Raw genomic sequence first — 18,639 nt, 5'->3', positions numbered from 1 at the left:
TCAGCCCGCGGCCTCGGTGGCCCCGGTCGACGCGGCCCCGGCCGTCTTGCCCGGTGCGGACTGCCTGCGTGCGCCTGCGGCGAAGAACGTCAGCAGCTCGGCGATCGAACGCGGGTCGTCGAGCTGGGGACAGTGCCCCCAGTCGTCGCGGAGCAGCAGCCTGCTGTGCGGCACGAGCGCGTGCAGCCGCCTGCCAGCCGCGGCGCTCACCAGCCGGTCCTTCCCGCAGGCCACGACCAGCAACGGGACCTGTACCCGGTCCGGCTGGTATGCCTCGGCGAGCTCGCCGACCAGCTGCCGGGCCTGCTCCAGCCTGCTGGTGGTGGAGCGGTAGTCCGGGAACAGTTCGGCGAACCGGCGCACGTGGTGCTGCTCTGCGGTGCCGGCGTCGGCGTAGAGCAGGCGGGGGATGACCTGCTCGGCGACCCTGCGCACGACGAAGCCGGGCACGGGCAGCGGCAGGGCGGAGTACAGGCGCAACGGCAGCGGGTACCGGCCGACCGCGCGGACGAGCCACGAGTCGACGAAGCCGGGGGCGGCGATCGAGACGATTCCGGAGACCGGGAGCCGCGGGTTCTGCCCGGCACGCAGGCCCATCGTGCCGCCGAGCGAGTTGCCGGCGAGCACGACACTGCCGAGCACGGACTGCTCCCTGAGCAGCGCGGCCGTGAAGGCGTCCAGCTGGGGGAGGATGGCTCCGGGACGCAGCGGGTCGGCTTCACCGAAGCCGGGCAGGTCGACCGCGACGGCCGCGTGGCCATCCTCGGCGAGCCGTTCGAGCACCGGGCGCCAGGTGTCGGCGCTGTCGCAGTAGCCGTGCAGCAGGACCAGCCGGGGCGCGGTGCGGGTCTGGCCCGGGCGCCTGCTCCGCCGCAGGCCGGACCGGCGGCCCGCACCGACCTCCGCGGGCCGCGGTCCGACCTCGAGCACCCTGGTGCGGAAACCCGCGAAGCGGCGGTGCCCGACCCGGATCTCTGGGCCGGGCACTTCCGGGTTCGCCGTCGCCGGCGAGGCCTCCCGCTGCACCGCGGTCATTTCCCAAGAGTAGCCAATGACACGCGGTTTCATGCCTCGCGCTGTGGATAACAAACGCGTATCGGCAGTGTGTCAACGAGACTCTTCGCAGGTCAGCGTGCAGATCTCGGTCAGTGTGTGAACACGATCTTTCCGGCGGTGGCGCCCTGGAGCATGTCGCGGAAGCCCTGTGCCGCCTCGCTCAGCGGCAGCTCGGCGCCGATCTGCGGGTGGATTCCGGCCAGGTCGACGTAGGAGAGCAGGTTGGCCAGCTCGTCCCGGGTACCCATCGTCGAGCCCGCCACGCGCAGCTGCAGGAAGAACAGCCGCTGCAGCTCGGCGTTGGCGTCCGGCCCGCTCGTGGAGCCGGAGACGACGATGATCCCGCCCGGCTTCAGCGACTTCACCGAGTGTGACCAGGTGGCCTTCCCGACCGTCTCGAACACCCCGTCGACGCGCTCCGGCAGCCGCGCGCCGGACTCGAAGGTCTGGTGCGCCCCGAGCCGCTCCGCCAGCGCCCGTTTCTCCTCGCTGCGCCCGGTCACCCAGACGCGGAAGCCGGCGGCCCTGCCGAGCTGGACGAGCGCGGTCGCAACGCCGCCCGAGGCGCCCTGCACGAGGAACGTCTGGCCGGGCCGCAAGCCGGACTTGACGAACAGCATGCGGTACGCGGTGAGCCAGGCGGTGCCCATCGTGGCCGCCTCGGCGAAGGAGAGGCCGGCAGGCTTCGGCAGCACGTTGCGTGCCGGGACGACCACCGAGTCGGCGAAGCTGCCCTGGTGCTTCTCGGTGAGCAGGGTCCGCTTCGGGTCGAGCGTGTCGTCACCGTGCCACGACTCGTCGTTGATCACCGAGTGCAGCACCACCTCGGTGCCGTCGTCGAGCACGCCGGCACCGTCGCAGCCGAGGATCATCGGGAACTGCTCGGGCTTGATGCCGACGCCGCGCAGTGTCCAGATGTCGTGCATGTTCAGGCTGGCTGCCCTCACCGCGACCTTCACCCAGCCGTCGGGGACGTCGGGCTCGGGCCGCTCACCCGCCACCAGCGAGGCGAGCGGGTCGTCAGCGTTGGGTTCTTTGGCGTAGACGGCGAACATGGCGCCAACCTACCTGCCCGGTACTGCCGGGGCCGAGGGGCGGCGTATTCTTGCCGGTTGTGTTCGACGGAGTGTCCGGCTGGTGGGACGGGGCCGAGCTGTGGCTCGCGCAGCAGTGGTTCCCGGTGCAGTTCGTGCTGGTCATGGCTGTGCTGGTGCCGCTGAGCCTGTTGCTGGGCTGGGTGATCCACCGCGTCGTCGACGTCCTCGCGGGCATCGCCACGGGCGTGCGGCGCGGCGGTGCCCGGAACCCGGACGAGCCCGCCGGGTAGGCGGCGGGCTCCGCGCGGCTCGGCTCGGCCGCGGACGTCGGCCGGTGTCCCTGGACAGGGACGGCCTAGAGTGAGACCCATGTTCTCCCGCAGGCGCATCAGCGCCGCACTGATCGGGCTGCTGGTGCTGGCGCTCGGCGGGTGGATCGTCAGGGACGTCGCGGTTGGCGGGCCGGAGACCGGGCCGGGTAGCCTGCCGGGCGCGGACTCGGGGCTGCGGGTCGTGGCGCTGTCCGCCCTGCCGCCCGAGGCGGGCGACACGTGGCGGCTGATCGAGGCGGGGGGACCGTACCCGTATCCGGAAAGCGACGGTACGACGTTCGGCAATAGGGAGAAGTTGTTGCCAGAGAAGCCATCCGGTTACTACCGCGAGTACACGGTCGAGACTCCGGGGAGTCCCGACCGTGGCGCGCGCAGGCTCGTCACCGGCGAGCAGCGCGAGCTGTACTACACCGGGGACCACTACGTCTCCTTCGTCGTCGTGGATCCGCACCGATGAACGTCACCCCGAAACCGAATGCGAAGACGCTCGCCGACCAGGCCCGGGCGCGCGGCGCGCACACGCACGTGCTCGACGGCGCCCAGCACGACGACCGGCTCGGCACCCTCGACGCGATCGCGGTCGCGCTGTCCTTCCCGGACTGGTTCGGCCGCAACCTCGACGCGCTGTACGACTGCCTGACCGACCTGTCGTGGCTGCCCTCCGGGGAGCACGTGCTGATCTGGGTCGGCGCGGACGTGCTGAAGCAGGCCGATCCGAAGTCCTACCTCGCCGTGCACAGCGTGCTCTCCGACGCCCAGCGCGCGCTCGCCTCTGGTGGTGAGCGCGCCGACAGCCGCACGCTGACGGTCGTGCTGGCCGACACCTAGCCCCGGGGGTCGTGAGTGCGTACCGGCGTTCTAACTCGTGTGCGCACTCACGAGGTCTGACCGGCGGGGACCCAGTTCGGCTTGCGCTTCTCGGCGAACGCGGTGATGCCCTCCTGGCCCTCCTCGCCGGCGAAGAACCGGGCGGAGGTCTCCAGCAGGGCCGCGAACCGTTCGGACATCCCGGCGGACGTCTCGCCCTGCAACAGTTCCTTGGTGGCGGCGAGCGCGGTGGGACCGCCCAGCGTCAGTGACCGGACGTACCGCGCGACCTCGGTGTCGAGCCGCTCCGCGGGCACGGCCGCGTTGATCAGCCCGATCTCGGCGGCGCGCGCGGCATCGAACGTGTCCCCGGTGAGGAACAGCTCGTGGGCCGCCCTGGCGGTGAGGCGTGGCAGCACGGTGACCGAGATGAGGGCGGGCACCACGCCGATGCGCACCTCGCTGAAGGCGAAGGTGGCGTCCTCGACGGCCACGGCGATGTCGGCCGCCGCGACGATGCCGACCCCGCCGGCGCGCGCCGGTCCGGCGAGCTTGGCCACGACCGGCTTGGGGCTGGTCCAGATCCGTTCGAGGATCGCGGGGAACTCGTTGACGCCCTGATCGCCCGCGCCGCTGCCCCTGGCCTCCTTGAGGTCCATTCCCGCGCAGAAGACCGGCCCGGTGTGGTCGAGCACGACGACCCGCACGTCGTCGTCGCCGAGCGCCTTCTCCAGGCCGGCGCCGAGCTCGCGGCGCAGCTGCGCGGACAGCGCGTTGCGGTTGTGCGGCGAGTCGAGCGTGACGGTCGCGGCCCCGTCGGCCACCGAGTATTGCACCAGTTCGTCAGCCATGCGGACACTTTGACACACCGGTCACTCCCGCGGCGGAGACTCCCCGATGCGGCATTGGGTGCGTTGGACGCAACGGATGCCACATTGGTGGCGCTCGGCGCGGGTTACGCGGTGCGCGCCTGCGCGGCGCGGGCGTCGTGATAGCGCCGCAGCACGAGTTCGGCGACTCGGGACTCCGCACCGAGCGGCTCGGCGATCCGCACGCCGGGGGCGCAGTGCTCGGCGAGCGCCCGCACCCGGTCCGGCAGCAGGCCGGGCGCGAGGAACCACGAGGCCACCGCGAAGCGGCGTGCGCCGTGCGCCCGCAGCTTGGCGACCGCGGCCGGTACGTCCGGCTTCGTGGCGCTGGCGAACGCGGGCGCCACCAGGCAGCCGTGGCGGACCTGCCAGCGCCGCGCGAGCCGGTCCACGGCCGCGTTGGCCGACGGCCGGGACGAGCCCACCGCGGCCAGCACGACGCCCAGCCCGGGATCGGCGGGGTCCGCGCCCGCCGCGGTCAGCCGGTCGAGCGCGACCGCCTCGAGCAGCGGGTCCGCGCCGAGCACGTCCGCGATCGACACCGTCAGCCGCGGGAACCGGGCGGTCGCCTCGGCGACCAGGCCGGGCAGGTCGACCCGCGCGTGGTAGGCGCTGCCGAGCAACAGCGGCACCGCCACGACGTCCCGGTGGCCCTCGGCATGCAGGCCGGCAAGCACGTCACCCAGCTTCGGCTCGGAAAGGTCGAGAAACGCCGGCCGCACGTCGATCCCGCCGGCCGCGCGGCCCACGGCCGCGACCAGGGAGCGCACGGTGGCCGCCGACCGGGGGTCGCGGCTGCCGTGCGCGACGGCCACCAGGATCACGCGGTGCTGCCCAGCTTCGCGAAGCGCTCCCCGACCATGCCGGCGGCGAGCGTGTCGCCGTTCTTCGGCTCGATCACCAGGAAGGCGCCCGTGCGCGGGCTGTGGCTGTAGTCGTCCACCGGGATCTCCTCGGCGAGCCGCAGCCGGACACTGCCGATCTCGTTGAGCTCCAAGGACTCCGGGTCCTCTACTGTGGACAGCGCCTGCTCGTCGAAACGCGAGTGGAGCTCGTCGACGAACGCCTGCACCGTACGCGTGCCGTGCTTGACGAGCACGCGCGCGCCCGGCCGCAGCGACGTGCTGGACAGCCAGCACAGCGCCGCCGTGAACTCGTCGGTCACCACCGGACGGTCGGCGGCGGAGGCGATCAGGTCGCCCCGGGAGATGTCCAGGTCGTCGGCCAGCAGTACGGTCACCGAACTGCCGGACCCGGCCTCGTCCCGAGGGCCGTCGGCGGTGTCCACCCGCTCCACCGTGGTGTGCAGGCCCTGCGGGAGCACCACGACCTCGTCGCCGGGGCGCACCGTCCCCGCGGCGATCTGCCCCGCGTAGCCGCGGTAGTCGGGGTGCTCCGGCGTGCGCGGGCGGATGACGTACTGCACCGGGAAGCGGAAGGGAGCGTCGTGCGGATCCGGTGCCACGGGCACGTTCTCCAGATGGTCCAGCAGCGTCGGGCCGCTGTACCACGGGGTGTTCTCCGAGCGCACGGCCACGTTGTCCCCGTGCAGTGCCGAGACCGGGATGGTCAGCACCGAGCCCTCGGGGTAGCCCAGGGAGGCGGCGTGCCCCGCGAACTCCTTCGCGATCACCGTGAACTCCGCCTCGTCGTAGCCGATCAGGTCGACCTTGTTCACGGCGAGGACCAGCCGCGGCACCCCGAGCAGCGCCAGCACGGCGGCGTGCCGCCGCGTCTGCTCCACGACGCCCTTGCGCGCGTCGACGAGCAGCACGGCCAGCTGGGCGGTGGACGCACCGGTGACCGTGTTGCGCGTGTACTGCACGTGGCCGGGAGTGTCGGCGAGCACGAAGCTGCGCCGCGGCGTGGCGAAGTACCGGTACGCCACGTCGATCGTGATGCCCTGCTCCCGCTCGGAGCGCAGCCCGTCCACCAGCAGCGAGAGGTCCGGCGTGGACAGTCCACGGTCGACGCTCGCGCGCTGCACCGCGTCGAGCTGGTCGGCGAGCACCGACTTGGTGTCGTAGAGCAGCCGCCCGACCAGCGTCGACTTCCCGTCGTCCACGCTGCCGGCGGTGGCCAGCCTCAACAGGCTCGACATCAGAAGTACCCCTCCCGCTTACGGTCCTCCATCGCGGCCTCGGACAGCCGGTCGTCCGCCCTGGTGGCGCCGCGCTCGGTCAGCCTGCTGGCCTGGACCTCCGCGATGACCTCCTCCACCGTGGCCGCCGTGGACTCGACGGCGCCGGTGCACGAGCCGTCACCGACGGTGCGGTAGCGCACGGTCAGCTCCTCGACGGTCTCGTTCTCGCGCGGTCCGCCCCACGGCCCCTCGGTGAGCCACATGCCGTCCCGCCGGTACACCTTGCGCCGGTGCGCGTAGTAGATCGAGGGAAGCTCGACGCGCTCGCGGGCGATGTAGTTCCAGACGTCCGCCTCGGTCCAGTTGGACAGCGGGAAGACCCGGACGTGCTCGCCGGGGCGGTGCCTGCCGTTGTAGAGGTTCCACAGCTCCGGCCGCTGACGGCGGGGCTCCCACTGACCGAAGGCGTTGCGCAGGCTGAAGATGCGCTCCTTGGCGCGGGCGCGTTCCTCGTCCCGGCGGCCGCCGCCGAACACGGCGTCGAACTTGTGCTCGGTGATCGTGTCCAGCAACGGCTGCGTCTGCAACGGGTTGCGCGTGCCGTCGGGACGCTCGGTCAGCCTGCCGTCGTCGATCCAGTCCTGCACGTGCGCGACGATCAGCCGCAGGCCGTGCTGGGCGACCATGCGGTCGCGGAACTCGATCACCTCGTCGAAGTTGTGCCCGGTGTCGACGTGCAGCAGCGGGAACGGCACCGGCGCCGGCCAGAACGCCTTGATCGCCAGGTGCAGCAGCAGAGTGGAGTCCTTGCCGCCGGAGAAGAGGATCACCGGCCGGTCGAACTCGCCGGCGACCTCCCGGAAGACGTGCATACCTTCCGACTCCAGGGCGGTGAGGTTGTCGCGCGCGGCGTCGGCGGCCGCGGCGCGGGCCTCGCCGGTCTCCCTGGTCTCGCTCGTTTCGGAAAGTGCGGTCATGGCGTCCTTTCTCGGTGCTTGTCGGGCAACCCGCGAGGCGATTGTGTCGCCGGGGTGCCGTCCGCGGCAGTCGGCTCAGCCGTGCAGGCCGCACTCGGTCTTGGACTGGCCTGCCCAGCGGCCGCTGCGCGGGTCGGCGCCCGGCGCGACCTTGGCCGTGCACGGGGCGCAGCCGATGGACGGATATCCCTCGTTCACGAGGGGATTCTGCAGGATCCCGTGCTGGTGGAGGTAATCGTCGAACTCCTCGTCGGTCCACGGCGCGATCGGGTTGACCTTGACCAGCCCGTTGCGCTCGTCCCACGTCACGATCGGCGTGTTCGCCCTGGTCGGCGCGTCGACCCGGCGTACACCCGTGACCCAGCACGAGTAGTTCGCCAGCGTGTTGCGCAACGGGACCACCTTGCGCAGGAAGCAGCACTGGTTTGGGTCACGGTCGTGCAGCTTGGGGCCGTACTCGGCGTCCTGCTCGGCCACCGACTGCTCGGCCCTGGCGTTGATCACGCGGATCTCCGGGTACACCGACGCGATGGCGTCGCGCGTGCCGATCGTCTCGGCGAAGTGGTAACCGGTCTCCAGAAACAGAACATCCACATCGGGCTTGACCTTGGTGGCCAGGTCGATCAGCACCGCGTCCTGCATGTTGGACGCGACGATGAGGTCGTCGCCGAACTGGTCGACGGCCCATTGCAGTGCCTCCTCGGCACCGGCGTCCGCGAGTTCGCCGGACGCCCGCTCCGCGAGCGCCTTCAGCTCTTCGGCCGACGTCGCCGTGGTCATCGTGTTACCTCCGGTATCTGAAGCCCGATGAACGTCACCGAGAACACCCGCCTGCAGGATGAGCACAGCCACGCGCCGTTCTCTTCCGGGCGGAGATCCTCGTCGCCACAGTACGGACAGTGGAACGGCACGGCCCGGCCGGTGGGTTGTTCGCTCATCGCAGCTCAGCCTCCTCGGCCCTGCTGACCCACTGCGGGAAGCGCTCGCCGGGCTCGCGCCTGGTGACGTAGTTGCGCACGACGCGTTCGACGTACCCGGTCAGCTCCGCGCTGGTCACCTTGTGCCCGCGCAGTTTGCGGCCGAAGCCCGCGTCGAGGCCCAGCCCGCCGCCGAGGTGCACCTGGAATCCCTCGACCTGGTTGCCGTCGGCGTCGGTGACGATCTGTCCCTTGAGCCCGATATCGGCGGTCTGGATGCGCGCGCACGAATTGGGGCAGCCGTTGAGATGCACGCTCACCGGCGTGTCGAGACCGGACTGGATGTCGGCGAGACTGCGCTCGAGCTCGTCGACCAGCTCCTGGGCGCGGGCCTTGGTCTCCACGATGGCGAGCTTGCAGAACTCGATCCCGGTGCAGGCCATCACGCCGCGCCGCCAGGGCGTCGGCTCGGTCTGCAGGCCGATGTCGGCCAGCTCCGCGCGCAGGCCGGCCACGTCCGCCTCCGGCACGTCCAGTACGACCAGCTTCTGCTGCGGGGTGAGCCGCACCCTGCCGGACCCGGCCCGCTCGGCCGCCTTGGCGACGGCGATGAGCGTCGAACCCGACGACCGCCCGGCGACCGGCGCGGCGCCGACGTAGAAGTTGCCGTCCTTCTGCGGATGCACGCCGATGTGGTCCACCGGTGCCGCAGGGGCCACCGGGGCAGGGCCGTCGGCGAGCCTGCGCCCCAGGTACTCCGCCTCCAGCACGTCGCGGAACCTCTCCGCGCCCCAGTCCTTGACCAGGAACTTGATCCGGGCACGGGCGCGCAACCTGCGGTAGCCGTAGTCGCGGAAGACGCTGACCACGCCCGCCCACACGTCCGGCACCTCCTCCAGCGGGACCCAGGCGCCCAGCCGCTGGCCGATCATCGGGTTCGTGGAGAGCCCGCCGCCGACCCACACGTCGAAGCCGGGGCCGTGTTCGGGATGCTCGACCCCGACGAAGGCCACGTCGTGGATCTCGTGGGCGACGTCCTGCTGGCCGGAGATCGCGGTCTTGAACTTGCGGGGCAGGTTCGCGAACGCCGGGTCGCCGATGTAGCGGCGCTTGATCTCGTCGATCGCGGGAGTGCCGTCGATGACCTCGTCGGCGGCGATGCCCGCGACCGGCGACCCGAGGATGACGCGCGGGCTGTCGCCGCACGCCTCCATCGTGGTCAGGCCCGCGGCCTCCAGCTTCTCCCAGACCGTGGGCATGTCCTCGATCCGGATCCAGTGGTACTGGACGTTCTGCCGGTCGGTGATGTCCGCGGTGTCGCGGGCGTAGGTCTGCGAGAGCTCGCCGATCAGCGTGAGCTGCTCGGTGGTGAGCGCGCCGCCGTCGATGCGCACCCGCAGCATGAAGTACTCGTCATCGAGCTCCTCGGGCTCCAGGGTGGCCGTGCGGCCGCCCTCGATGCCGGGCTTACGCTGCGTGTAGAGGCCGTACCAGCGGAAACGTCCGCGCAGGTCGCCCGGGTCGATGGCATCGAAACCCTGGTGGGCGTAGATGTTCTCGATGCGCGCCCGGACGTTGAGCGGCGCGTCGTCCTTCTTGGAGCGCTCGTTGGGGTTCAGCGGCTCGCGGTAGCCCAGGGCCCACTGGCCCTCACCGCGGCGTTGCTTGGTGCGTGCGGGGCGGCCTGTGTTCGGGGCCATCTTCGTCGTCCTCCAGGGCTGTCGCAGCTGTGGAAGGCGCCGTGCGCACCGGGACGTCCGACCAGGCCGGTGGTGGGAGCAGTTCGCGGCACGTCCGGCGCCGGCTTTGTCCGTCTTCGGGCAGAAGGGTGGCGCGCGGAGAAGTCAGCGCCGGCAGAGGCTGCTGGAGACGCGCAGGTAGTCCACGTGGCGTCGGACCACGAGCAGGACACCGGCGGAAGTCACGGCTCAAGGGTGCCACGAGCCCAACATGTGGTCTAGCGCTGTCCGGATGGTGGGAGGAGTATCACTACCTGCGCTTTTCCTGCTCCCGCGTGCCCGCCAGCCCGCGCCGGCAGCCCCGCGACAGCGCCCGCTGCCGCCGGATGCGCTCCAGCAGCGGTAGCGGCCCGAGCTCCGCGTCCGGATCGCCGTGGCGTTCGGTGACGTCCAGCCGGTCGCCGAGCAGCCTGCCACGCAGCGACCACGTCTCCCAGCGCTCCAGGTCCGGCATGGAGTAGTCGTAGCCCAACGCCATCGCGCCTGCGCCGTCACCGCGCAGGTCACCGCCGTCCGGCCGGCGCAGCACGACCTGCGACGGCCGGATCTCCGGGCTCTCGGGGATCTCTGCCGTGTCCAGCGAAAGCTCCCCGTCCCGCTCCCGCACGAGCAGCGCGTGCCGTCGCGGGTTGGTGCGCGGCGGCAGCTCCACCTCCCGTACGGGCCGTTCGAGCCGGATCACGATCCGCGGCAGCCACCACCAGTTCTCCCGGCACAGCAGCGGGCTGTCGGCAAGCGCGCGCGAGGGCGGGTACTTGAGCAGCTCCTGCCGCAGCAGCTCGACGGCGAAGAAGTCGCCCTCGCTGTCCTCGGTCCGTCCCGCCGAGCCGATCCAGGCGCGTCCCGGTCCCCCTCCCGGCAGCGAGCGCGAGTCCGTCACGGCGAACGCCACCCGTGCGGCCTCGTGCAGGCTCGCCACCTCGCCCGCCCGGGCGTAGGGCAGCGCCACGCACGGCACGTCACCGGCCAGCAGCGGCGTCACGGCGAGGGCCGCGGGCTCCCCGGCGCCGTCCAGCCAGCAGATCTCCGCAGCCAGGGCACGCCGCCATAACGGAACCAGCTCGTTCATCTCCCTAGCTCTTACCAGAAGATCGTCCGGCTGTTACGGTCCCACCTCGTCAATAGCCTCCCGCCAACGGTGCCCGTGGAGTGAGCGACATGCCCGCCATCGTCGTCGCGCTGGTCGTAGCCGTCCTGTTCTACCTCGGCTACCGCTACTACTCGTCCTACCTCGCCAAGAAGGTCTACGCGCTCGACCCGGCGTTCGCCACCCCGGCGCACACCATGCGGGACGGCGTCGACTTCGTGCCGACCAACAAGCACGTGCTGTTCGGACACCACTTCACGTCGGTGGCCGGCGCCGCGCCGATCGTCGGCCCGGCGATCGCGGTGTTCTGGGGCTGGGGCCCCGCGCTGGCCTGGGTCGTGCTCGGCACGATCTTCGCCGCTGGCGTGCACGACTTCGGTGCGCTGGCGGTCTCCGTCCGGCACCGGGCGAAGAGCATCGGCACCCTGGCCAGGGACGTGATCAACAAGCGGGCGCGGACGTTGTTCCTGCTGATCATCTTCTTCCTGCTGACCCTGGTGAACGCGGTGTTCGCCGTGGTCATCGGCAACCTCTTCGTGGCCAACCCCGAGGCGGTGCTGCCGATCGTGCTGGAGATCCCGCTCGCGATCGCGATCGGGCAGTACATCTACCGCACGCGCAGCCCGGCGCTCGTGCCGTCGATCGTCGGCGTGATCCTGCTGTACGCCTCGATCGGCCTCGGCCAGCTCTGGCCGATCTCGCTGGCCGGGATCGCCGCGGAGGACGGCCTGTTCACCGAGCGCAACATCTGGGTGATCCTGCTGTTCGCCTACACCTTCATCGCGTCCCGGATCCCGGTGTGGGTGCTGCTGCAACCGCGTGACTACATCAACTCGCACCAGCTGTTCATCGCGCTCGGGGTGATCGGGCTCGGGATCATCGTGGGGCTGGACACGATCGTGGCGCCCGCGTTCAACGACACGCCGGAAGGCTCGCCGCACTGGTTCCCGTTCCTGTTCATCACGATCGCCTGCGGCGCGATCTCAGGGTTCCACAGCCTGGTCTCCTCGGGCACGACGTCGAAACAGCTCGACAAGGAGACCGACGCGCGATATGTCGGCTACCTCGGCGCCGTCGGTGAGGGATCGCTCGCGGTCGGCGCGATCCTGGCCTGCACGGCGGGGATCGTGGCGACCACCGCCGACTGGAACGCCGCCTACCCCGACTTCGCCACCGCCTCCGACGGCGCCGTGGGCAACTTCGTCAACGGTGTCGCCCACTTCGCCGGCAACATCGGCGTGCCGCTGACCATCGGCACGATCTTCGCGGCGATCGTGGTGATCAGCTTCGCTGCGACGACGATGGACACCGGGGTGCGGTTGCAGCGCTACATCGTCCAGGAGATCGCCGACATCGTCGGTGCCAAGCCGGTGGCCCGTAACGTCACGCTGGCCACCGCGATCGCGGTGATCGTCCCGCTGGCGATGGCGCTGCTGCCCGGCGGTGGCGAGCAGGGCTACACGTTCGGTGTGCTGTGGCAGCTCTTCGGCACCACCAACCAGCTCACGGCGGGGCTGGCGCTCGCGGTGATCGCGGTGTGGGTCACGAAGAACCGCCGCAACCCGATCGCGGTGCTGGTGCCGCTGGTGTTCCTGCTGGTGATGACGAGCTGGGCCCTGGTCGTCAACCTCGGCAACTTCATCGGCGAGGGCGACTGGGTGCTCGCGCCGCTCGACGCGATCATCTTCGTGCTGGCGATCTGGCTGATCTTCGAGGCCGCGGTGGCGCTGCGCAAGGCCTGGCTGAGCACGCGCAGCGGCGGCCCGGTCGCAGCGGAGTCGGAGTCGGAATCGGAGTCATGAGCCGGTTGTCGTGGCTGGCCTCCGCCTGGCGGCGGGTGGAGGCCGCCCACGACCAGCTCTTCGTCGCCCGCTGGCGGCAGGGCCTGCGGCGGGAGGTGCGCCGCCAGGAGGACACCCTGCGCGCGCTGGTGATGGTCGAGTCCCTCGGCGTGGACAACCCGGTGGCCTACGAGACGCTCGATCTCATTCCGTACCTGGTCGCGGACGTGCACGAATGGCATCAGCGGATGGGCCGCGAGAGCTTCGGTGACCCCGGGGTGTGCTGTTGATCCGGTTCTTCGGTGGCAAGGGCGGTGTGGGCAAGACGACACTGGCCGCCGCCTACGCGCTGCGGCTGGCGGAACAGGGCCTGCGCACGCTCGTGGTGTCGACCGACCCGGCGCACTCACTGGGCGACGTCCTGGCCACGTCGCTCTCCGGTGAGCCGCGCGAGCTGGCGCCCGGCCTGTGGGCCGCCGAGATCAGCGGCGAGGAGCAGGCGGGCAAGCGGATCGCCGAGGTGCTGGAGGACGCCCGGCACGCCGTGCCGAGGGAGGTGCTGCCCGCGGTGCAACGGCATCTCAGCAGGGCGGCCGACAGTCCGGGCACGGTCGAGTCGGCGCTGCTGGACCGGCTGACCGAGCTGGTCGAGGACGTGGGCCCGCGATGGGACCGGCTCGTCGTGGACAGCGCCCCCACCGGGCACATGGTGCGGCTGCTGAGCCTGCCCGCGCTGCTCACGCCGTGGATCGAGGGGCTCACCCGGCAGCGGGAGAAGGTGCGCGGCGCCGACCGGCTGGTGGCCGGGCTGCTCGGCGGCGAGCAGGAGCGGCCGGATCCGCTGCTGGACCGGCTGCACGCCCGCCGAGCGCGGCTGGAGCGGATGCGCGCGCGGCTGCGGGACGACGCGCTGGTGCACCTGGTGCTGGTGCCCGAGCACCTGCCGCTGGCCGAGACGCTGCGGGCGGCCGACACGCTGACCGACGGCGGGCTCACGCTCGGCACGGTGCTCGTCAACCGGGTGCTGCCCGCCGGTGAGACCGGTGTGCTCGCCCGGCGCCAGGCGCAGCAGGAGGACGTGCTGGCGCGGGTGGCGGAACGTTTCGGCGAGACCGGTGTGGTGCGGATACCGCTGCTCGCCGGAACCCTGACCGGGCGCGCCGAGCTCGCTGACCTCGCGGCCCGCCTCGCGAGCGTCTGATACCGCCCGGGCACGGGGATGGGACACTGGAGGAATGACGGTCGACGCGCCTGCTGTCCGGTTCGGCCTGCCCGAGTCCGCGCTGCGCGGCCTGGGCACCCGGCCGTTCGGCGTGTACGTCCACGTGCCCTTCTGCGCCACCCGGTGCGGCTACTGCGACTTCAACACCTACACGGCCGGCGAGCTGGGCTCGGCGGCGTCCCCGCAGTCGTGGCTGGAGGGCCTACGGCGGGAGCTCGGCGTGGCGGCGCGCCTGCTGGGCGAGCCGCCCGCGGCGGACACCGTGTTCGTCGGCGGCGGCACACCCTCGCTGCTCGGTGCGGACGGGCTGGCCGAGGTGCTCGACGCCGTACGCGAGGCGTTCGGGGTGGCTCCCGGCGCCGAGGTGACCACCGAGTCGAACCCCGAGTCGACCTCGCCGGAGTTCTTCGCCGGGATCCGTGAGGCCGGCTACACGCGGGTCTCGCTGGGCATGCAGTCGGCGGCGCCGCACGTGCTGCGGGTGCTCGACCGCGTGCACACGCCCGGTCGTCCGGTAGCGGCCGCGAAGGAGGCCCGCGCCGCCGGGTTCGAGCATGTGAACCTCGACCTCATCTACGGCACGCCGGGGGAGCGCCCGCAGGACCTTCGGGCGTCGCTCGACGCGGTGCTGGACGCCGGGGCCGACCACGTGTCCGCCTACGCGCTCATCGTCGAGGACGGCACCGCGCTCGCCCGCCGGGTGCGCCGGGGGGAGCTGCCCGCACCGGACGATGACGTCCTCGCCACCGACTACGAGGTGATCGACCAGGTGCTGTCGGAGGCGGGGCTGCGCTGGTACGAGGTGTCGAACTGGGCCTCCTCGACGTGCGGGCGGTGCAGGCACAACCTCGGATACTGGCGCGGCGGCGACTGGTGGGGCGCAGGCCCGGGGGCGCACAGCCACGTCGGCGGGGTCCGCTGGTGGAACGTCAAGCACCCGGCGCGCTACACCGCGCTGCTCGGCGAGGGCACCCCGCCCGTCGCGGGGCACGAGATCCTGACCGAGCAGGACCGCCACCTCGAACGTGTGCTGCTGGAGCTGCGGCTCGCGGAGGGGCTCGCGCTCGACGTGCTCGCGCTAGCCGGCCGCCGCGCGGCGGCGGACGCCGCGGCCGAGGGCCTGCTCGACGCGCCGCTGGTCGAGGCAGGCCGGGCCGTGCTCACCGACCGGGGCAGGCTGCTCGCCGACGCCGTCGTCCGCAGGCTGGTCACCCCGGGCTCGTGAGTGCCTACGCGAGTTCTAACTCGGGTGGGCACTCACGAGCCAGGTAGCGCGCGGATGGTGAGGCCGGCGTTGGCGAGCCGGTCGAGCAGGGCGTCGCCCATCGCGACGGCCGTGGTGACCTGGCCGGAGGTGGCGGGCAGGTCGTCGAGCGCCAGGCACAGCGCCGACTCGGCCAGCATCCGCGCCGTCTCGTCGTAGCCGGGATCGCCGCCGGCGAACTCGGTCACCACCCGCTTGCCGCCGCCCTCGCCGACGAACCGGACCTGGAACCACGACTTTGCCCTCCGTGCCGGACTCGGCCCCGCACCGGGCCTGCGCAACCTGCCGAGCGCCTCGCGGGCCGGCGGGATCTGTGCGAGCAGCGCGAGCACGCCGAGGCCACCCCCGGCGGCGACGAGGGTCGGCAGCCGCCGGACCGCGGCGCAGTGGCGGTAGGTGAAGTCCGGCCCGTACCGGTCCAGTGCCGCGGCCGAGCGGGCGACGATCTGCGGGTCGACCGTCGGCATCGGTACCAGCCAGTGCCCGGTCTCACGGTCCCGCCGCGGCGGCCCGAACGGGGTGTGCACGGCCCGCCCGGCCGGCCGCGGCTCGATCCGGCGCCGCTCCCTGGCCGCGCGCGCCATCGCCAGCGGCCGGGAGAACGCGGTGAGCGCCGAGGAGTACGTGCCACCGGAGAACTCCGCCCTTGCCCGCACCTGCCCCTCGACCGTGATCGGCACGTTCTCCGGCAGCCGCCGCACGGTGAAGTACACGCCGAGGTCGTACGGGATCGAGTCGAAGCCGCAGGCGTGCACCAGCCGCGCGCCGGTGCGGCGCGCGGTCGCGTCGTGCGCAAGGTACATCCGGTCGACGAACTCGGGCTCGCCGGTGAGGTCCACGTAGTCGGTACCGTTCGCGGCGCACGCGGCCACCAGCGGCTCGCCGTAGTGCGTGTACGGGCCGACCGTGGTGATCACCACCCGCGCCGCCGCGGCGATGTCGCGCAGCGAGCCGTCGTCGGTGACGTCGGCGTGCAGCAGCGGGAGCTTCTCGCAGCCGGGGTCGATCTCGGCGAGCCGGGCGCGAAGGCGCTCCAGCTTCGCGCGGTTGCGCCCGGCCAGTGCCCACCGGCAACCAGCGGGTGCGTGCCGCGCGAGGTACTCGGCGGTCAGGCCGCCGGTGAATCCGGTACCGCCGAACAGGACGATGTCGTACTCACGTTCGGTTGCCATGCGGTTCCTCCTGTGCGGTCAGGTCAACGGGCTCGTCGGGAGCGAGGGTGATGCCCTCGGAGCGCAACGCCGCCTCGATCGCCCCCGCGACGAGCGTGGTGAGGTAGTCGACGATCCGGTCCCGGTCCATCGAAGGGTGCTCCAGCCACCAGCCGCCGGCGGCCTCCACCGCGCCGACGATGCCGTGCGCCCAGGGCCGCGTGCCCTCGGACTCCACCCCGAAGGCGTGCAGGTACTGCCCGAGCATCGCGGCGATGGCTCCGGCGGCGGCACCGCGGTTCTCGGCCACCAGCTCGCCGGAGCGGGATCCGCAGACGACCCGGAAGACGTTCGGATGCTCGTCGACGACGCCGAAGTATGCGCGCAGGCTCTGCCGTACGCGGGCCCGGATCGGCGCCGGCTCGTGCATCGCCGGGGCGAGGCGCCGCCACACCAGCTCGGCCGCGCGATCCGCGACCGCGGCGAGCAGCTCCGCCCGGTCCGCGAAGTGCCGGTACAGGCGCGGTTTCGACACCCCGGCCTCGCGGGCGATGTCGGCCATTCCCGCGCCGGGGCCGTACCGGTCCAGCGCCCGGAACGCGGCGTCGACGAACTCGGCCCGGCGCGCGAGGCGATGGGCACGCCAGCGCTCCGCCCTGCCGTCCGTGTGACGGTTGACACTCTCGGTCACGAGCTGCATAGTACGCGAGGTATCCGATACCGGCGGTAACCCATAAGCGGACGGGTGGGGTCATGGCGAACACGACGACCGGTGTGGTGATCATCGGCTCCGGTTTCTCCGGCCTCGGCATGGCCATCCAGCTCAAGAAGGCGGGCCGGGACGACTTCGTGATCCTGGAGAAGGCCGGTGACCTCGGCGGCACCTGGCGGGACAACACCTATCCGGGCTGCGCCTGCGACATCCGCTCGCACATGTACTCCTTCTCCTTCGCGCCGAACCCCGGCTGGTCGAAGTCGTTCTCCGAGCAGCCGGAGATCTGGGACTACCTCAGCCGCGTCGCCGACGCCTACGAGCTGCGCCCGCACATCCGGTTCGGCGTGGAGGCGGCCGGTGCCCGCTGGGACGAGCCCGCCCAGTGCTGGCACGTGGAGACGGCCGCGGGCGAGGAGTTCAGCGGCGCCTTCCTCGTCGACGGCACCGGCGCGCTGCACGTCCCCAACATCCCGGAGCTACCCGGTATCGAGCGGTTCCAGGGGGTCAGCTTCCACTCCGCCCGCTGGAACCACGACTTTCCGCTCGACGGCAAGCGCGTCGCCGTCGTCGGCACCGGGGCGAGCGCGATCCAGTTCGTCCCCAAGATCGCGCCGAGGGTGGCCAGGCTCGACCTCTACCAGCGCACGCCGCCGTGGGTCCTGCCGAGGCCGGAGGGGGAGATCCCGGACTGGACCAAGCAGCTCTTCCACCGCGCGCCACCGGTGCGCCGGGCCTACCGGGCCGCCCTGTACCTGCTCAACGAGTCGTTCGCGGTCGGTTTCAACGGCAGGCCGGAGCTGCTCAAGCTGGGTGAGCGACTGGCCAGGCGCAACATCGAGAAGCACATCGCCGACCCGGAGCTGCGCCGGAAGGTGACGCCGGACTACACGCTCGGCTGCAAGCGGGTGCTCGGCTCCAACACGTACTACCCGGCGCTGACGCGGGACAACGTCCACCTGCTCACCGACGGCATCCGCGAGGTCACCGCAGGCGGGATCGTCGGGAACGACGAAGCCGAACGGGAGGTGGACGCGATCATCTACGGCACCGGCTTCCACGTCACCGACGCGTTCGAGAACCTCCGGGTCAAGGGCCGCGGCGGCCGGGAGCTGGCCGATCAGTGGCGGGCCGAGGGCATCCAGACCCACCTGGGGATCACGGTCTCCGGCTTCCCGAACCTGTTCCTGCTGCTCGGTCCGAACACCGGCCTGGGGCACAACTCCGTGGTCTTCATGATCGAGTCCCAGATCCGGTACGCCGCCGAGGCGATCCGGCTGACGCGGGAGCGCGGGACCACCGCGATCGAGGTACGCGAGGACGTGCAGCGGCGGTTCAACGACGAGATCCAGCGCAGGCTCGCGCGCGGTGTGTGGAGCACCGGCGGCTGCAGGAGCTGGTACCTCGACTCGCGTGGCGTGAACCGGGCGATCTGGCCGGGCTTCACCTGGCGGTACTGGATGCGCACCCGGCACGTCGATCCGGCGGAGTTCGAGTTCACCGGCGTTCGCCGGCCGGGGCGGCCGGCGCCGGCCGGATCAGGCTAGGGCGTTGGATCGCGCCAGGTGTCAGGCCGGGGCGTGTCGAGGGTGGGGCCGTTGTGCT

Annotated in this window: 20 protein-coding genes; 8 read left to right on the top strand and 12 right to left on the bottom strand. The window is 71.8% G+C overall.

Annotated features, from left to right (window positions below; all coding sequences use genetic code 11):
• Both JAP66_RS28410 and JAP66_RS28405 read right to left on the bottom strand, forming a co-directional pair.
• Positions 1–1,035 carry an alpha/beta fold hydrolase gene (locus JAP66_RS28410; protein WP_199434935.1) on the bottom strand — a complete coding sequence of 345 codons (1,035 nt, stop codon included), beginning with the start codon at positions 1,033–1,035 and terminating at the stop codon, positions 1–3.
• A gap of 110 nt (positions 1,036–1,145) precedes the next feature.
• Positions 1,146–2,111: a quinone oxidoreductase family protein gene (locus JAP66_RS28405; RefSeq protein WP_199434934.1), complete on the bottom strand. Its 966-nt coding sequence runs from the start codon at positions 2,109–2,111 to the stop codon at positions 1,146–1,148.
• Positions 2,112–2,170: 59 nt separating this feature from the next.
• Here JAP66_RS28405 and JAP66_RS28400 point away from each other — a divergent pair, with 59 nt between their 5' ends.
• From JAP66_RS28400 to JAP66_RS28390, 3 genes are all read left to right on the top strand, one after another.
• Entirely contained in the window at positions 2,171–2,383 is a 213-nt protein-coding gene (locus JAP66_RS28400; RefSeq protein ID WP_199434933.1) for a hypothetical protein, read from the top strand.
• Between the two features lie 79 nt (positions 2,384–2,462).
• Positions 2,463–2,882, top strand: coding sequence for a guanyl-specific ribonuclease (locus tag JAP66_RS28395; RefSeq protein WP_199434932.1), 420 nt, complete (start codon positions 2,463–2,465; stop codon positions 2,880–2,882).
• Positions 2,879–3,253 (top strand): barstar family protein, encoded by a 375-nt coding sequence (locus JAP66_RS28390; RefSeq protein ID WP_199434931.1) that lies wholly within the window; start codon positions 2,879–2,881, stop codon positions 3,251–3,253. Before JAP66_RS28395 ends, JAP66_RS28390 begins: the two co-directional genes overlap by 4 nt.
• Positions 3,254–3,300: 47 nt before the next feature.
• Here the strand turns inward: JAP66_RS28390 and JAP66_RS28385 are convergent, their stop codons facing one another.
• The 8 genes from JAP66_RS28385 to JAP66_RS28355 all read right to left on the bottom strand — a co-directional run bounded on the left by JAP66_RS28385 (position 3,301) and on the right by JAP66_RS28355 (position 10,886).
• Positions 3,301–4,083, bottom strand: coding sequence for an enoyl-CoA hydratase-related protein (locus JAP66_RS28385; RefSeq protein WP_199434930.1), 783 nt, complete (start codon positions 4,081–4,083; stop codon positions 3,301–3,303).
• Positions 4,084–4,187: 104 nt separating this feature from the next.
• Positions 4,188–4,925: a sirohydrochlorin chelatase gene (locus JAP66_RS28380; RefSeq protein WP_199434929.1), complete on the bottom strand. Its 738-nt coding sequence runs from the start codon at positions 4,923–4,925 to the stop codon at positions 4,188–4,190.
• The gene (locus JAP66_RS28375; protein WP_199434928.1) at positions 4,922–6,202 is read right to left on the bottom strand and encodes a sulfate adenylyltransferase subunit 1; all 1,281 of its coding nucleotides are present in this window, start codon (positions 6,200–6,202) and stop codon (positions 4,922–4,924) included. The genes JAP66_RS28380 and JAP66_RS28375 overlap by 4 nt, the downstream gene beginning before the upstream one ends.
• A complete protein-coding gene (cysD, locus tag JAP66_RS28370) occupies positions 6,202–7,161 on the bottom strand; it encodes a sulfate adenylyltransferase subunit CysD (RefSeq protein WP_199434927.1) in 960 nt (319 codons plus the stop codon). The genes JAP66_RS28375 and cysD overlap by 1 nt, the downstream gene beginning before the upstream one ends.
• A gap of 75 nt (positions 7,162–7,236) precedes the next feature.
• Complete coding sequence (locus JAP66_RS28365; RefSeq protein WP_199434926.1) at positions 7,237–7,941, bottom strand: phosphoadenylyl-sulfate reductase; 705 nt, start codon at positions 7,939–7,941, stop codon at positions 7,237–7,239.
• Positions 7,938–8,099, bottom strand: a complete 162-nt coding sequence (locus JAP66_RS32510; RefSeq protein WP_235999675.1) for an Insertion element protein — start codon at positions 8,097–8,099, stop codon at positions 7,938–7,940. Before JAP66_RS32510 ends, JAP66_RS28365 begins: the two co-directional genes overlap by 4 nt.
• Entirely contained in the window at positions 8,096–9,778 is a 1,683-nt protein-coding gene (locus JAP66_RS28360) for a nitrite/sulfite reductase (RefSeq protein WP_199434925.1), read from the bottom strand. The genes JAP66_RS32510 and JAP66_RS28360 overlap by 4 nt, the downstream gene beginning before the upstream one ends.
• Before the next feature lie 289 nt (positions 9,779–10,067).
• Positions 10,068–10,886, bottom strand: coding sequence for a hypothetical protein (locus tag JAP66_RS28355; RefSeq protein ID WP_199434924.1), 819 nt, complete (start codon positions 10,884–10,886; stop codon positions 10,068–10,070).
• 89 nt (positions 10,887–10,975) lie between these two features.
• Here JAP66_RS28355 and JAP66_RS28350 point away from each other — a divergent pair, with 89 nt between their 5' ends.
• The 4 genes from JAP66_RS28350 to hemW are packed head-to-tail and all read left to right on the top strand — an operon-like array spanning position 10,976 to position 15,132.
• Positions 10,976–12,706 carry a carbon starvation CstA family protein gene (locus JAP66_RS28350; RefSeq protein ID WP_199434989.1) on the top strand — a complete coding sequence of 577 codons (1,731 nt, stop codon included), beginning with the start codon at positions 10,976–10,978 and terminating at the stop codon, positions 12,704–12,706.
• The gene (locus JAP66_RS28345; RefSeq protein ID WP_199434923.1) at positions 12,703–12,975 is read left to right on the top strand and encodes a cory-CC-star protein; all 273 of its coding nucleotides are present in this window, start codon (positions 12,703–12,705) and stop codon (positions 12,973–12,975) included. Before JAP66_RS28350 ends, JAP66_RS28345 begins: the two co-directional genes overlap by 4 nt.
• Positions 12,966–13,886, top strand: coding sequence for an ArsA family ATPase (locus tag JAP66_RS28340; RefSeq protein WP_199434922.1), 921 nt, complete (start codon positions 12,966–12,968; stop codon positions 13,884–13,886). Before JAP66_RS28345 ends, JAP66_RS28340 begins: the two co-directional genes overlap by 10 nt.
• 34 nt (positions 13,887–13,920) lie before the next feature.
• Positions 13,921–15,132 (top strand): radical SAM family heme chaperone HemW, encoded by a 1,212-nt coding sequence (gene hemW, locus JAP66_RS28335; RefSeq protein ID WP_199434921.1) that lies wholly within the window; start codon positions 13,921–13,923, stop codon positions 15,130–15,132.
• A gap of 32 nt (positions 15,133–15,164) precedes the next feature.
• Here the strand turns inward: hemW and JAP66_RS28330 are convergent, their stop codons facing one another.
• Together JAP66_RS28330 and JAP66_RS28325 are read right to left on the bottom strand one after the other, a co-directional pair.
• Complete coding sequence (locus tag JAP66_RS28330) at positions 15,165–16,343, bottom strand: saccharopine dehydrogenase family protein (RefSeq protein ID WP_199434920.1); 1,179 nt, start codon at positions 16,341–16,343, stop codon at positions 15,165–15,167.
• Entirely contained in the window at positions 16,327–17,013 is a 687-nt protein-coding gene (locus tag JAP66_RS28325) for a TetR/AcrR family transcriptional regulator (RefSeq protein WP_199434919.1), read from the bottom strand. The genes JAP66_RS28330 and JAP66_RS28325 overlap by 17 nt, the downstream gene beginning before the upstream one ends.
• 62 nt (positions 17,014–17,075) lie before the next feature.
• On the opposite strand from JAP66_RS28325, the gene JAP66_RS28320 reads away from it, so the two are divergent.
• Positions 17,076–18,581, top strand: a complete 1,506-nt coding sequence (locus JAP66_RS28320; protein ID WP_199434918.1) for a flavin-containing monooxygenase — start codon at positions 17,076–17,078, stop codon at positions 18,579–18,581.
• The last annotated feature ends 58 nt before the right edge of the window (positions 18,582–18,639 follow it).

Origin of the sequence: Qaidamihabitans albus (assembly GCF_016464705.1) — a bacterium.
GTDB classification, from domain to species: domain Bacteria; phylum Actinomycetota; class Actinomycetes; order Mycobacteriales; family Pseudonocardiaceae; genus Qaidamihabitans; species Qaidamihabitans albus.
The sequence above is the reverse complement of the archived record's forward strand: the minus strand, read 5'-3'. Positions and strand labels throughout refer to the sequence as shown.

Bases quoted from the DNA above. Each gene is read 5' to 3' on its own strand.
- JAP66_RS28405 (WP_199434934.1), bottom strand. From the start codon at position 2,111: ATGTTCGCCGTCTACGCCAAAGAACCCAACGCTGACGACCCGCTCGCC.
- JAP66_RS28390 (WP_199434931.1), top strand. From the start codon at position 2,879: ATGAACGTCACCCCGAAACCGAATGCGAAGACGCTCGCCGACCAGGCC.
- JAP66_RS32510 (WP_235999675.1), bottom strand. From the start codon at position 8,099: ATGAGCGAACAACCCACCGGCCGGGCCGTGCCGTTCCACTGTCCGTAC.
- JAP66_RS28360 (WP_199434925.1), bottom strand. From the start codon at position 9,778: ATGGCCCCGAACACAGGCCGCCCCGCACGCACCAAGCAACGCCGCGGT.
- JAP66_RS28375 (WP_199434928.1), bottom strand. From the start codon at position 6,202: ATGTCGAGCCTGTTGAGGCTGGCCACCGCCGGCAGCGTGGACGACGGG.
- JAP66_RS28410 (WP_199434935.1), bottom strand. From the start codon at position 1,035: ATGACCGCGGTGCAGCGGGAGGCCTCGCCGGCGACGGCGAACCCGGAA.
- JAP66_RS28395 (WP_199434932.1), top strand. From the start codon at position 2,463: ATGTTCTCCCGCAGGCGCATCAGCGCCGCACTGATCGGGCTGCTGGTG.
- JAP66_RS28350 (WP_199434989.1), top strand. From the start codon at position 10,976: ATGCCCGCCATCGTCGTCGCGCTGGTCGTAGCCGTCCTGTTCTACCTC.
- JAP66_RS28365 (WP_199434926.1), bottom strand. From the start codon at position 7,941: ATGACCACGGCGACGTCGGCCGAAGAGCTGAAGGCGCTCGCGGAGCGG.
- JAP66_RS28345 (WP_199434923.1), top strand. From the start codon at position 12,703: ATGAGCCGGTTGTCGTGGCTGGCCTCCGCCTGGCGGCGGGTGGAGGCC.
- cysD (WP_199434927.1), bottom strand. From the start codon at position 7,161: ATGACCGCACTTTCCGAAACGAGCGAGACCAGGGAGACCGGCGAGGCC.
- JAP66_RS28355 (WP_199434924.1), bottom strand. From the start codon at position 10,886: ATGAACGAGCTGGTTCCGTTATGGCGGCGTGCCCTGGCTGCGGAGATC.
- JAP66_RS28320 (WP_199434918.1), top strand. From the start codon at position 17,076: ATGGCGAACACGACGACCGGTGTGGTGATCATCGGCTCCGGTTTCTCC.
- JAP66_RS28385 (WP_199434930.1), bottom strand. From the start codon at position 4,083: ATGGCTGACGAACTGGTGCAATACTCGGTGGCCGACGGGGCCGCGACC.
- hemW (WP_199434921.1), top strand. From the start codon at position 13,921: ATGACGGTCGACGCGCCTGCTGTCCGGTTCGGCCTGCCCGAGTCCGCG.
- JAP66_RS28330 (WP_199434920.1), bottom strand. From the start codon at position 16,343: ATGGCAACCGAACGTGAGTACGACATCGTCCTGTTCGGCGGTACCGGA.